7 protein-coding genes are annotated in these 13,771 nt (G+C 73.0%); 2 read left to right on the top strand and 5 right to left on the bottom strand.

What is annotated here, in order from left to right; genetic code table 11:
- Positions 1-18: 18 nt before the first annotated feature.
- Positions 19-945 carry a sulfite exporter TauE/SafE family protein gene (locus tag ACQPXD_RS31635; RefSeq protein ID WP_432824983.1) on the bottom strand — a complete coding sequence of 309 codons (927 nt, stop codon included), beginning with the start codon at positions 943-945 and terminating at the stop codon, positions 19-21.
- A 63-nt stretch (positions 946-1,008) separates the two neighbouring features.
- On the bottom strand, positions 1,009-3,474 hold the full coding sequence (locus ACQPXD_RS31630) for an aminotransferase class I/II-fold pyridoxal phosphate-dependent enzyme (RefSeq protein WP_432824982.1): 2,466 nt from the start codon (positions 3,472-3,474) through the stop codon (positions 1,009-1,011).
- A gap of 150 nt (positions 3,475-3,624) precedes the next feature.
- Here ACQPXD_RS31630 and ACQPXD_RS31625 point away from each other — a divergent pair, with 150 nt between their 5' ends.
- Together ACQPXD_RS31625 and ACQPXD_RS31620 are read left to right on the top strand one after the other, a co-directional pair.
- Positions 3,625-5,757 carry an ATP-binding protein gene (locus ACQPXD_RS31625; RefSeq protein WP_432824981.1) on the top strand — a complete coding sequence of 711 codons (2,133 nt, stop codon included), beginning with the start codon at positions 3,625-3,627 and terminating at the stop codon, positions 5,755-5,757.
- A gap of 48 nt (positions 5,758-5,805) precedes the next feature.
- Positions 5,806-7,293, top strand: coding sequence for a response regulator (locus ACQPXD_RS31620; RefSeq protein ID WP_432824980.1), 1,488 nt, complete (start codon positions 5,806-5,808; stop codon positions 7,291-7,293).
- Between the two features lie 756 nt (positions 7,294-8,049).
- Here the strand turns inward: ACQPXD_RS31620 and ACQPXD_RS31615 are convergent.
- From ACQPXD_RS31615 to ACQPXD_RS31605, 3 genes are all read right to left on the bottom strand, one after another.
- Positions 8,050-10,536, bottom strand: a complete 2,487-nt coding sequence (locus ACQPXD_RS31615; RefSeq protein ID WP_432824979.1) for a DNA gyrase/topoisomerase IV subunit A — start codon at positions 10,534-10,536, stop codon at positions 8,050-8,052.
- Positions 10,537-10,559: 23 nt separating this feature from the next.
- Entirely contained in the window at positions 10,560-12,617 is a 2,058-nt protein-coding gene (locus tag ACQPXD_RS31610; RefSeq protein WP_432824978.1) for a DNA gyrase/topoisomerase IV subunit B, read from the bottom strand.
- 379 nt (positions 12,618-12,996) lie between these two features.
- Positions 12,997-13,734 carry a hypothetical protein gene (locus tag ACQPXD_RS31605; protein WP_432824977.1) on the bottom strand — a complete coding sequence of 246 codons (738 nt, stop codon included), beginning with the start codon at positions 13,732-13,734 and terminating at the stop codon, positions 12,997-12,999.
- Positions 13,735-13,771 lie beyond the last annotated feature (37 nt).

The raw sequence follows: 13,771 nt of genomic DNA, 5'->3' as shown, positions 1-13,771 counted from the left end.
CAGGAAACTCCTAGCGAGTCAGCGTGGTACCACTCCACTGCCTGATTCTGCCCCTTCCCGGGCCGGCTCGTCCGCGCCGCCCCGAGCTTGCCCGGATGTCCGGCCCCGCCGCCTCACCCCTTCGGCGACCGCGACGGCCGTGGCCAGGGCGACGAGCAGCAGCACGAGATCCGTCGGCACCTCGAACAGCTTCAGCGAACTGGCCAGGAGCACCACGATCAGCGCCGCCCGCACCGCGCCGGCTGGCGCCCGGGCGGACAGCCGCGCCCCGATCAGCACGCCCGGCACCGACCCGATGAGCACCGCCGCGGCGAGGTCGAGCTGCAGGTCGCCGAAGAGCGCGTGCCCGAGCGCCGCGGAGAGCACCAGCGGGATGGCCTGCACCAGGTCGGTGCCGACCAGGTCCCGCGGGCGCAGCGCCGGATACAGCGCGAGCAGGATCACGATGATCAGCGAACCGGACCCGACCGAGGTCATGCCGACCACCAGCCCGCCGAGCGCGCCCAGCAGCAGCGTCGGCACGGGCCGGACCCGAATGGCCGGGGCCGCCCCCGCGCCTCCCGTCTCGTCTTTGCGGTACGCCTTGATCATCAGTCCGGCCACGGCCAGCAGCAGCGCCACGCCGAGCGCGACGCGCACCACGTCCTGGACCCGGTCCCCGTCGCCGATCGCCCGCATGAGCAGCACGCCGAGGAAGGCGCTGGGCACGCTGCCCAGGCACAGCCACCGCACCAGCCCCCAGTTGACGCTGCCGCGCCGGGCGTGCACGAACCCGCCGAACGGCTTCATGACCGCGCTGGCCGCCAGGTCGCTGGACACGGCCGCCAGCGGCGGCACCCCGAAGAACAGCACGAGGATCGGCGTCATCAGCGCGCCGCCGCCCATGCCGGTCAGCCCGACCACGACGCCGACCCCGAGCCCGGCGAACGCCAACAGTGGGTCCATGCAGAGCAGTTTGCCGATCGAACCCGATTTTGTCCACTAATTAGGTCGACATTGCCGGTTACTTCACGCGGCCGGGACGGCGAGCTGCTCGCCGAGCTGGTGCACCACGTCGAGCTGGTAGCCGTCGGTCGACTGCAGGTACACCCAGCGCTTCTCCCGGACCGCGCCGAACCGGGCCTTCTGCAGGTCCGCGCTCATGCCGTAGAACACCCGGCCGGCGCCGTGCCGCTGGGCGCTGCGCACCGCCTGCCACAGCGTCTGCTGGTAGGCGTGGTGGCTGGCGACGTACCGGTAGTCCAGGCCGACGAAGAGCGGCTGCACGTGGTCGGCGCCGATGTGCTGCATCGCGAACGCGACCGGGCCCTCGGCCGGCGCCTCGCGCAGCGACAGCGCGACCAGCTCCCAGCCCGGCCGGTGCAGCAGCGCGTCGAGCAGCCGCCGGGGCAGCGGGAACACGTTGAGCTCGAGGCTGCGGGCGTGCACGTTGCGGTACAGCCGGTACAGGTGGTCGCGCTCCCGCGGCCCGAGCAGCGCCGCCTCGGGGCTGCCGCCCGGGTAGCGGCGCACGTCGTAGCGGTCCTCCCAGGCCAGCACGTTCACCCGCTGGTGGTACCGCGCCTTCTTGGGCAGCCCGGCCAGGAACTGCTCGTCGTCGGCGAAGTCGATCGGGCGGGTCCAGGTGTCCAGCGACGGCACGCGGGCGAATCCCTCGCCGAGCAGCACCTCGTGCAGCTCGGGATCGCCGTCGGGCAGGTCGCGCAGCACGACGCCGGCCGCGCCCGCCGCGTCCTCCTCGGCCCGGGCCGCGGCCAGGATGAGCCGCAGCGCCGCCCGCCAGTCGCGGGTGCGGTCCAGGTAGAGATGGTCGCCCTCGCTGAGCAGCGAGCCCATGCCGAGCATGGTCGAGGTGAGGTACCGCGGGTCGGCGCCCCGCCGCCGCTCGATCTCGGCCGACACGTGCGGCGCGGCGAGCATGTCGTCCTTCCACACGGCCGTGGTGAAGAACGTCGCGGCGACCGGCCGGCCGCCGGCCGCGGGGTCGCGCACGAGCCAGTAGTGGAACCGCCAGCGGTGCTCCGGCTGCAGGTCCCGGACCTGGCCGAAGGCGTCCTCCAGCGCGCGCAGGCCCTGCCAGTCGAAGGCGCCGCGGCCGCCGAGCATGGCGTCCCACTCGCCGCGCTCGATCGCGGTGATCGTGGTGTGGTGCTCGAGGAACAACGGCTGGCGTTGTACGAGCGGCTGCTCCGGCGCGCCGATCGGGCGGCCGGCCAGCTGCCGGTGGAACGCCCGGCGCAGCGTCTCCACGCTGTCGCCCTCCTCGGCCAGGGCCCGGGGCAGGGCGTCGGCGAGCGCGTCCACCAGCCCGGCGACGTCCTCGTCGGTGTGGTGGGCGGTCAGCGCGATCCGCGCGCCGGAGCGCTTCGCGACCACGGCCGGGAAGGTGGCCGTGTCGACGAAGTAGCCCGCGTCGCGCAGCCGGCCGGTCAGGTTGTAGGCCACCTGCGGCCGGCCCGCCCCGACGCAGCGGATGGGCGCCTCGCTCAGGCTCACCACCGGCAGCGCCCGCTCGGCGGCGAGCCGGTTGAACAGCCGGATCACGTCCAGCAGCCGCTCCTGCCGGGCGGCGACCTCCGGCGTGCGGTGCAGCCGGAGGCTGGCCAGGACCGCGCCGAGCATCGGCGGCTGGACCGGGCCGGAGAAGATCAGCGGGCCGCCGACGGTGAACACCCGCCGGCGCAGCTCCGCGTCGGGGAACGTGACCGCGCCGCCGGCCGCGGCGAAGGACTTGTTCAGCGAGCCGGCGACGACGCTGCGCTCCAGAGTGGCCGGGTCGAGGGCGTCCAGCGCCCGGCCCCGCCCGTGCCGGCCGGTCCAGGAGAAGGCGTGGGCGTCGTCGACGTAGAGCCACAGCTGACCGTGCTCGGCGACGAGCGCGTCGAGCTCCTCGAACGGGGCGAAGTCGGCGTACATGCTGTAGAGGCCGTCCAGGGCATACCAGATCCGGCGGTGGGACCGGCGCAGCTCCTCGATGCGCCGCCGCACCGTGCGCAGGTCGCTGTGCGGCACCAGCTCGACCCGGGCGCCCTGGGCCTGGACCAGCTTCGCCGCGGTCTGCACGCTGTGGTGCACCTGGTGGTCGAGCAGCAGCACGTCGTCGGAGCCGACCACGGTCGGCAGGGCGGCGAGATGCCCCATCGTGGTGCTCGGCGTGAGGATCGCCGGGCGGCCGAACAGCGCCGCGAGCTCCGCCTCGGCCTCGGCGTAGCCGGGCGCCGACAGGTAGGCCCGCGACGAGGAGAACTGGGTGCCGTAGCGCTCGACCGCGTCGACCACGCCCGCGCGCAGCGCCGGATGCGTCTCCAGCCCCAGGTAGCTGCACGAGCCGAAGTTGACCACCGGCCGCCCGCCGAGGGTGACCAGCCGGCCGTCCAGCCGCTCGTCCTCCGCGACGTTGTGCAGCATACCCCGGCGTACCCCATCGGAAATGACCTCGTCGAACGCCTGCAGAACCTCGTCGGCCTTGGCCATGCGATCCCCTCCACGGGCGGCTGCCGCGGCCCCCGCGGCCGCGGCAATGACCCCCCATCGGTCCTCTCGCGCGCCCGGTTGAGCCCACCGGCGTGTGAATATCGCCACGCCGTGTTCAGATTCGCCCCGCGCTGGTCGATTGAGTCGACCGTGACCAGCGTCTTCCGGCCTTCGGTACACCATCCGCGCCCGATCACCGCCGACGAGCGCGCCGAGTTCAGCGCGCTGCTGGCCCGGCTCGCGATCGGCTTCGTCCACCTCGCCCCGCACGACGTCGACGCCGCGCTCGGCCGCGCGCTCGCCGACGTCGGCGCCGTCGTCGGCGGCGACCGGGCGTCGCTGTGGCGCATCACGCCCGGGCACCGGCAGCTCGAGGTCAGCCAGGAGTGGCGGGCCCCGGGCATCGACCCGCTGCCCGCCGAGCGGCGCACCGTGCCGCTGGAGGCGGTGCACGAGCCCGGCCCCGCCCACCGCTGGTTCGCCGGCGACGGCTCGCAGCACGTCGTGCTGGTGCCGCTGCGGGTGGCCGACCGGCTCATCGGCGCCGCCCGGTTCGAGGGCCTGGACGGGCACGCGGGCTGGCCGGAGGGCATCGAGGAGCTGCTGGCCCCGTTCGGGGAGCTGTGCGCGAGCGCGATCGCCGCGCAGCGCGCCATCGCCGGGCTGGAGGCCTCCGAGCTGCGGTACCGCTCGGTGCTGGACGAGGTCGGCGACGTCATCGTGCGCATCGGCCCCGACGGCACGCTGTCCTACGTGAACAAGGCGTGGTACGAGCTGACCGGCAACCCGGTCGCCAACACCGTCGGCGCCGACCCGCTCGCCAACGTGCACCCCGACGACCGCGCCCTCGCGATGGAGCACATGGCCGCCGCGATGGCCGGCACGCCCGGTGTGCGCGAGGTGCGCTTCCTCGCCCAGGGCGGCGACGTGCGCTGGATGGAGGTCAAGGGCCGCGCCGTGTTCGACGCGGAGGGCGACCTGGCCGGCTTCTCCGGCGTGCTGCACGACGTGAGCGAGCGCAAGGCCGCCGAGGCGCACGTGCAGGCCGCCCGGGAGGCGGCCGAGCAGGCCCGCGACGAGGCCGAGCACGCCCGCGACATCGCCGAGCGGGCCAGCCGCGCCAAGAGCGAGTTCCTGTCCCGCATGTCACACGAGCTGCGCACGCCCCTCAACGCGATCCTCGGCTTCACCCAGCTGCTGGAGTACGCCGAACTGCAGGGCGAGGACGCGGAGAACCTGACGATGATCGCCCGGGCCGGCCGGCACCTGCTCGCCCTCATCAACGACGCCCTGGACGTGTCCCGGATCGAGTCCGGCCGGCTGTCGATGTCGATGGAGCCGGTGACGCTGGACGACACCGCCCGCGAAAGCCTGGAGCTGGTCCGCGCCGACGCCGCCCGCCGCCGGGTCGCGCTGCGCACCCGCGGCGACGCGGCCGGGCGCCCGGTGGTGGCCGACCGGCAGCGGCTCAAGCAGGTGCTGGTCAACCTGCTGTCGAACGCGGTGAAGTACAACCGCGACGGCGGCGAGGTCCGCATCGCCTGGGCGGAGCTGACCACCGAGGCGCCGCCGCGCCTGCCGGCCCCGCACGGCTGGCTGCGCATCGAGGTGTCCGACACCGGCCGGGGCATCCCCGCCGACCGGCTCGACGACGTGTTCCTGCCCTTCGAGCGGATCGGCGCGGAGCGCTCGGAGGTCGACGGCTCGGGCATCGGCCTGGCCCTGACCCGCAGCCTCGTGGAGGCGATGGGCGGGCGGATCGGCGTACGCAGCGTCTTCGGCGTCGGCTCGACCTTCTACGTCGACCTGCCCATGGCCGCGCCCCCCGCCGGCCTGCCCGACGAGCCACCGGCCCCGCCGGCCGACGAGTCCGGGAGCGGCACGACGCACACCATCGTCTACGTCGAGGACAACTCCTCCAACGTCATGCTCATGCGCCGCATCCTGGGCCGGCGCCCGCACGCCCGGCTGCTTGTCGCCCCGGACGGCGACACCGGCCTGGACCTCATCGTCGAGCAGCGGCCCGACCTGGTGCTGCTGGACCTGCACCTGCCCGGCCGCAGCGGCGAGGAGGTGCTGGCCGCGCTCCGCCTGGATCCGGTGCTCCGCGACACCCCCGTCATCATCGTCACCGCCGACCTCGCCCCCGGCACCGAACGCCGCCTGACCCAGGCCGGCGCCACCGCGTTCGTGTCCAAGCCCGTCGACATCGGCCGCCTGCTCGACCTCGTGGACGACCACATCCCGGCATTGCCCTCAGATCCGTCCCGCCCCCGCCGATGAGCCCGTCGGGAGCCACCGGCTTCCGACGAGCTTTGGGGGATGGTCGTGATGTCGCAGGATGATCCGGCGGTCGCGGCGACCGGTCGGCTGCTGGCCCGGGCGGTCGGCCACGGCCTGCGCACGCCGCTGCACTCGCTGCTGGGCTTCCTGGAGCTGCTGTCCGGCACCGATCTCGACGGCGAGACCCGCCACCTGGTCAACGACGCCCGCGAGAGCGGCGACGAGCTGCTCGCCGCGAGCGAACGGCTCACCGTGCTGCTGCGCCTGCTGACCGGCGAGGCGCCCGCCCCGCCCCAGCCGTTCGGCCCGCACGACCTGCTGCGCGAGATCGCGCTGGAGGCCGGCGACCGCACCGCCGCCGTCGTGGTGGACGCCAACCCGTACCTGCCGTCCGTGCTGCACGGCGACGTCCACGCCCTGCGGCTGCTGCTCACGGAGCTGGTCGCCAACGCCGTCGGTCACGGTGCCCGGCACGCGCAGGTCTACGCCGAGCGGCTCAGCGCCTTCAACGAGACCCCGGTCCGGGTCCGCTTCACCGTCTCCGACGACGGCCCCGGCCTGAACGAGCAGGCCCTGGGCCAGTACACCGCCGCCGCCGACGTGCTCTCCGCGGACCCCCAGCACGTCGGCATCTTCCTGGTCCGCCGCCTGGCCCGCCAGCTCGGCGGCACGCTCACGGTATCCCGGAGCGACGAGCGCGGCACGGTGATCGCGCTCGACGCCGCCTTCGGCACCGAGGTCCTGACCCCCGACCCGCTCCCCGGCCCCGAGCCCGCCGACCGCACCCTGCACGTGCTGCTGGTCGAGGACAATTCGGTCAACCGCATCCTGGCCCAGCGCCAGATGGCCCGCCTCGGCCACCGCCTGGACGTGGTCACCGACGGCGAGTCCGGCGTGGACGCCGTGCTCAACGGCGCCTACGACGTCGTGCTGATGGACCGCCACCTGCCCGACATCGACGGCGTGGAGTCGGCCCGGCGGATCCGGCGCGCCGAGCAGCAGCTGGACCCGCCCCGGTACACCCCGATCATCGCGGTGACCGCCGACGCCTCACCTGGCCACCGCCAGGAGTGCCACGCCGCCGGCATGGACGGCTTCCTCACCAAGCCCCTGGACCTGGAACACCTGCGCGCCGCGATCGTGGCCGCCACCCAGGGCCACCGCGAGGCAGCGCCGCCCGCCCCACCAACCCCGGTGGTCCGCCCCGCCGCCCTGACCCGCCTGAGCCGAACCTTGGACGGCGACCACAAGGAGGTGGTAACGGTGGTGGAGACATACTTGGCGGAACTCCCGTCCTGGCGCATGCGCGTGCAGGCCGCCCTCCGCCGGGGCGAGGCCCGCCAGGCCGCCTCCGCCGCCGAAACCTTGTGGACCTCAAGCGAAACCGTCGGCGCCATCCAGCTGGCCGTGCTGTGCGAACAAATCCACCACGCCGCCCGCACCGGCGACCTGGACCGCGGCCGAGCCCTACTCTCAGACCTCCGCACCGCGTGCGACCGCACCGCCGCCGAACTGGTGAACGCCCTACACGCCTGACCCGGACCCAGCAGCTACAACTCTCCGTGATCATGCGCGCCCCACCGGAAAACACCGAGTTTTTCGTGATCGCGGAGCGAAAATGTACTCCCAGGTGCAGTTTCACTCCGCGATCATGAAAAACTCGTGGTGCGACGATGAGTTCTGCATGATCGCGGAGAGTTTTGGCCGGCCAGCACCCGCCCGGCGCGCGTCGGGGTCGGTCGACGGGGGTGAGCGGCAGTAAGGGCCCGCCGAGGACGCCCGCCGCGGCCCACCGCTCACGCAGCCGGCGCCCGCCCCACGACCGGGCCCACTACGCGAAGGCGGTGGCAGGCGGGATCGGTCGACGGCCAGTCAGCGGCGGTCAAAGCCCCCGAGGACGCCCGCCGTGCCCGCCACTAACGCAGCCGGCACCTGCCTCACGCCCCGGACCACTGCGCGAAGGCTGCGGCGGGCCGGGTCGGTCGACGGCCAGTCAGCGGCAGTCAAAAGCCCGCCCAGGACGCCCGCCGCGCCCACCACCCACTCAGCCGGCACCTGCCCCACGACCTGGACCACTGCGCGAAGGCCGTGGGCAGGCGGGGCCGGTCGCCGGGGGGCGGTGAGCGGCAGTCAAAGCCCGCCCAGGACGCCCGCCGTGCCCGCCACTAACGCAGCCGGCACCTGCCCCACGACCAGGACCACTCGCCAACGCCGTGGCAGGGGCGCACGGTGCCCCCCGGCCCCGGCCCCCCGGGTGCCCCCGGCCCGGCCCGGAGGGCGGCAGCCGGAGAGTCAGCTCCGCTCGACCAGGTGCCCCACGAGCTCCGGCGCCCGCAGCTGCGCACCGGAACCGTCGCGCCGCGAGTCCGGCGCCGGCAGGTCGCGCGGATCGCCCTTGGCGTTGGCCGCGCCGGGCCGGGGGCCGACCCAGCCCAGCACCAGGTGTGACTCGCCCTTGAGGAAGCGCTGCGCTCGGACGCCGCCGGTGGCCCGGCCCTTGGCCGGGTAGAGGCGCAGCGGCGTGACCTTCGCGTTGCCCATGGTCGCGGTGACCACCATCGGCTCGCCGTGCTGCGGGTCCTTCGTGTTCACCGCGCCGAAGAAGATCGCCTCGGTCTCCGGCGCCAGGCTGATGCCGGCCATGCCGCCGCCCTTCAGGCCCTGCGGCCGGACCAGCGAGGCGGGGAAGCGCAGCAGCGACGCGTCGGAGCTGACGAAGGCCAGGGTTTCGGTGCCGTCGGTGAGCCAGCCGGCGCCGATCACCTCGTCGCCGTCGCGCAGGCCGATGACCTCGAACTCGTCGGCGCGGACCGGCCACTCCGGAGCGCAGATCTTGACCACGCCGGCCCGGGTGCCCAGGGCGAGGCCGGGGGAGCCGGAGTCGCGGTCGGCGAGCGGGGCGAGGGTGACGACCCGCTCCCCGGACTCCAGCGGGACCAGCTCGGCGCACGACATGCCGCCGCGCAGCGACACCGTGCCGGGCTGCTCGGGCAGGACCGGCAGCGGCAGGACGTCGACCTTGAAGGCGCGGCCCCGGCTGGTCACCAGCAGGACCTGGCCGCGGGCCGTGGTGTGCACGATCGCGCGGACCGTGTCGTGCTTGTCGCGGCCGGCCTTACGGCTGCCCTCCGGCGCCTCCTCGGACTCGGCGGCGGTGCGGGCGACCAGGCCGGTCGCCGACAGCAGCACCTGGCACGGGTCGTCGTTGACCTCCAGCGGGCCGGCGGGCACCGAGGCGGCCAGCACCTCCTTGAGGTCGCCGTCGATGAGCGTGGTGCGCCGCGGCTGGGCGTGCTCCTTGACCACGGCGGCGAGCTCGTCGGAGACGACCTTCTTGAGCACCTTCTCGTCGTCGAGGATCTCGCTGAGCGCGGTGATCTCCTCGTTGAGCCGCTCCTGCTCGGCCTCCAGCTCGATGCGGTCGTAGCGGGTGAGCCGGCGCAGCGGGGTGTCCAGGATGTAGGTGGCCTGGATCTCGGTGAGCCCGAACTCGCTGATCAGGCCGGCCTTGGCGGCGGCCGCGTTCTCGCTCTCGCGGATCAGGGCGATCACCCGGTCGATGTCGAGCAGGGCGATGAGCAGGCCGTCGACGAGGTGCAGGCGGTCGAGGCGCTTCTGCCGGCGGAACCGGGTACGCCGGGTCACCACCTCGTAGCGGTGCTCCAGGAACACCTCGAGCAGCGGCTTGAGCCCGAGGGTCTGCGGCTGGCCGTCGACCAGGACCAGGTTGTTGACGCCGAAGGACTGCTCCAGCGGGGTGAGCCGGTAGAGGTCGGCGAGCAGGGCCTGCGGGTTGACGCCGACCTTGCACTCGATGACCAGGCGGGTGCCGTTCTCCCGGTCGGTGAGGTCCTTGACGTCGGCGATGCCCTGCAGCCGCTTCGTCTTGTTGACCTCGTCGGTGATCTTCTCGATGACCTTCTCGGCGCCGATGCCATAGGGCAGCTCGACGACCGTGATCGCCTGCCGGCCCCGGCTGCCCTCCAGCAGTCCGATCTCGACCCGCCCGCGCATGCGCACCACGCCGCGGCCGGTCTCGTAGGCCTTGCGCACCTCGTCGAGGCCGAGCAGCAGCCCGCCGGTGGGCAGGTCGGGGCCGGGGACGAACTCCATGAGCTTGTCCAGCGACGCGGTCGGGTGGTTGATCAGCCAGCGGGCCGCGGCCACCACCTCGGCCAGGTTGTGCGGGATCATGTTGGTGGCCATGCCGACCGCGATCCCGGACGAGCCGTTGACCAGCAGGTTGGGGAACGCGGCGGGCAGGACCGCCGGCTCCTCCAGCGAGCCGTCGTAGTTGGGCCGGAAGTCGACGGTGCCCTCGTCGAGCTCGCCGACGAGCAGCATCGCCTCCCGGGACATGCGGGCCTCGGTGTATCGCGAGGCGGCCGGCCCGTCGTCGGGCGAGCCGAAGTTGCCGTGGCCGTCGATGAGCGGGACGTTGAGCGAGAAGTCCTGCGCCATGCGGACCATGGCGTCGTAGATCGCGCTGTCGCCGTGCGGGTGGTACTTACCCATCACGTCACCGACGACCCGGGAGGACTTCACGTGCCCCCGGTCGGGGCGGTGCCCCTGCTCGCTCATCGAGAAGAGGATCCGGCGGTGCACCGGCTTGAGCCCGTCGCGGGCGTCGGGCAGCGCCCGGGAGTGGATGACCGAATACGCATACTCGAGGTAGGAGTCCTCCACCTCGGTGGTCAGCGGGTTGTTGAGCACCCGCGCGCCCGCCTGATCGAAAGCGGACAGGTCGGCCTTGGTCGCCTTGGTCGTCTTGCGTGCCATGGTGCAGTGGTGGCCTTCCGGTCTCAGGCGTCGATCGTCTCTTGGTCGACCCGCGGCGCGGCGTCGATCAGCCAGTTGCGGCGGGGCTCGACCCGCTCGCCCATCAGCAGCTCGAGGACCTCCTCGGCGGCCTCGACGTCGTCGAGCGTGATGCGCCGCACCGCCCGGGTGGCCGGATTCATCGTGGTCTCCCACAGCTCGTCGGCGTCCATCTCGCCGAGGCCCTTGAACCGCGGGATCGGCGTCACGACCTGCCGGTTGGCCCGCTCCAGCCGGGCCACGGTGCTGGTCATCTCCGCCTGCGTGTAGGTGTAGATCGTCTCCGGGTTGCGGCCCTTGGTGACGATCTTGTGCAGCGGCGGGACGGCGGCATAGAGCCGGCCGTCGGCGATCACCGGCCGCATGTACTTCGCGAACAGCGTGATGAGCAGCGTGCGGATGTGCGAGCCGTCGACGTCGGCGTCGGCCATGATCAGAATGCGACCGTAGCGCATCGCCTCGAGGTCGAAGGTGCGCCCGGAGCCGGCCCCGAGCACCTGGACGATCGCGGAGCACTCCGCGTTGTCGAGGACCTGCTGGATGTTGGCCTTCTGCACGTTGAGGATCTTGCCGCGGATGGGCAGCAGCGCCTGATACTCCGACGAGCGCGCCATCCGGGCGGTGCCCAGGGCGCTGTCGCCCTCGACGATGAACAGCTCGCTGCGCTGCACGCCGGTGGAACGGCAGTCGACCAGCTTCGCCGGCATCGACGCGCCCTCGAGGGCGGTCTTGCGCCGGGCCGCGTCCTTCTGCTGCTTCTGGGTGAGCCGCACCCGGGCCGCGTCGACGATCTTCTGCAGCACCGTGCGCGCCTCGACCTTCGTCTTGCGCGCCTCGACCCAGGCCTTGAGCTGCTGCTCGACCACCTGCTGCACGACCCGGGTCACCGGCGCGGTGGACAGCTCGTCCTTGGTCTGCGAGGTGAACTGCGGCTCGGGGATGCGCACGTGGATGACCGCGGTCATGCCCTCGAGCACGTCGTCGAGGGTCGGCAGGTCCTCCTTGGGCCGCAGCAGGCCGCGGGTGTTGCGGATCACCTCGGTCAGCGCCCGCAGCGCGCCGCGCTCGAACCCGCGCCGGTGCGTGCCGCCGTGCATGTTGCGGATGGTGTTGGTGAACGACTCGACGACCCGGTCGTAGCCGGTGCCCCAGCGCAGCGCGATCTCGACCTCGGCGCGGCGCTCGACGTTGGCCTTCATCACGCCGTTCTCGTCGGCGGCGTTCTCCTTGTAGTGCCCCTCGCCGTTGATCAGCAGCGTGCCGCAGACCGGCTTGTCGCCGCTCGGGGCGAGGAACTCCACCATGTCGGACAGGCCGTTGGGGTAGTGGAAGGTCTCGGTGGTGATCGAGCCCTGGGTGGCGTCCTTGAGCACGTAGGTCACGCCGGGCACCAGGAACGCGGTGTTGCGCAGCTTGGCCCGCACCGCCTCCGGGTCGAGCGCGGCGCCGGTCTCGAAGTAGCGCGGGTCGTGCCAGTAGCGGGTCGAGGTGCCGGTCGGCGACCCCTTCTTCATCCGGCCCTGCACCGTGAGCCCGCCCCGGCGGGTGAACTTCGCCGACGCGCCCGCGCCGTCGAAGTCGCCCGGCACGCCGTGCTGGAAGGCCATGTGGTGCACCTTGCCGTCGCGGCGCACGGTCACGTCGAAGCGGGTGGACAGCGCGTTGACCGCGGAGGCGCCGACGCCGTGCAGGCCGCCGGAGGTCTTGTATCCCGAGCCGCCGAACTTCCCGCCGGCGTGCAGCCGGGTCAGCACCAGCTCGACGCCGGACATGCCGGACTTGGCGTGGATGTCGACCGGGATGCCCCGCCCGTCGTCGTCGACCTGGACCGACCCGTCGGCGTGCAGGGTCACCTCGACCCGGGTGGCGTGCCCGGCGATGCCCTCGTCGGTGGAGTTGTCCACGATCTCGTTGAACAGGTGGGCGACGCCCCGACTGTCGGTCGAGCCGATATACATGCCCGGACGCTTGCGGACGGCGTCCAGCCCTTCGAGGAGCGTGAGGTCGTCAGCTCCATACAAGGTCTCGGGTTGTGCGGTCAACTCGGCTCGTCTCCCCAGTGGTCCTGTTCTCCGTGCTGCCCGCGAGCGTAGTCGCCGGGTCTGACATTTTTGTGGCACCCGCGCGCCGCGAGTCGGGCGCAAAACCCAAAAGCCACGGCAGCACCAGGACCGGGGCGAGCCCGGCCAGGTTCGAACGAATGTACAACGTGCGGCCCCGGCGCCATCCCGTGATCTGACGCACACGCGAAGCGGTCGCCGAGTCGGACATATGCCCTGTCGGGGTATAAATCCGAAAAGTCGTGGCGCGGAGCGCCCGACTTTTCGTACAGCGGCCGCGGGGAACGCTCCGCCGGCGATCCCGGCGGCGGCGGAGGCCTTCGCGGTGCTGGCGCGCGAGCGCCCGGGCGGCCGGCGCAGGCTAGATGTTGAACGCCGTCCGGCCCGCGCTGTACTCCCGCAGCGCCGCGAGGATCTCGTCCTCGGAGCGGTCGGCGAAGTTGAGGGTGGCCGTGAAGCCCGACCCGTAGAACAGCTTCAGCGCCGCCGAGTCGATGGCGGTGAAGACCCCGAGGTTGCCCTCGATCCGCGGGTCGCGCGGCTTGACCACGACCATCTTCTCCAGCATCCAGCGCCGCCGGCGGACCTGCTCGACCGCCTCCCACGGCAGCCAGATCGCCTGCCCGCGGGTGGGCCGGGTCTTGATCCACAGCCCGGCCGGCCCGGCCGCGAGCACCGGCCCGCCCGAGGTGACCAGGAAGATCTGCAGCACGATCACGCCGGCGAGCACGATCGCCAGGCAGGCGAGCATCGCGACCAGGGCCACGATGTCGCCGCTGGTGTGGTCGGGACCGTCCGCGGTGAGCACCAGCGTGGCCGGGCAGCCGATGATGAACAGCGCGAGCAGCCCGATCGGCACCAGCACCAGGGCCCGCTTGACCCCGCTCGGCCGGGCCACGAAGGGCAGGTTGTCCGGGATGCGCCGGGCCAGCGGCACCTGCGGGCCGGGCGGGACGCCGTATCCGCCGGTGGGCACCGAGCGTGGCGCCGCGGGGAGGGGCGGCGCCGGGGCGGCGGGGGGTGGTGGCGGCTGGGGCCGGTTCCAGGCCGGCGGCCGCGGGCCCTGCGCGGGACCGGGCGGGGGCGATGGATCGCTCACGGCGACACCTTAAAGCTTTCGGGGGTACCCCCGAAAG

This window comes from Dactylosporangium sp. CA-092794 (genome assembly GCF_050948465.1).
GTDB lineage: Bacteria > Actinomycetota > Actinomycetes > Mycobacteriales > Micromonosporaceae > Dactylosporangium.
This window is presented reverse-complemented; position numbering and strand designations above follow the sequence as displayed.

Bases quoted from the DNA above. Each gene is read 5' to 3' on its own strand.
- ACQPXD_RS31635 (WP_432824983.1), bottom strand. From the start codon at position 945: ATGGACCCACTGTTGGCGTTCGCCGGGCTCGGGGTCGGCGTCGTGGTC.
- ACQPXD_RS31630 (WP_432824982.1), bottom strand. From the start codon at position 3,474: ATGGCCAAGGCCGACGAGGTTCTGCAGGCGTTCGACGAGGTCATTTCC.
- ACQPXD_RS31620 (WP_432824980.1), top strand. From the start codon at position 5,806: ATGTCGCAGGATGATCCGGCGGTCGCGGCGACCGGTCGGCTGCTGGCC.
- ACQPXD_RS31615 (WP_432824979.1), bottom strand. From the start codon at position 10,536: ATGGCACGCAAGACGACCAAGGCGACCAAGGCCGACCTGTCCGCTTTC.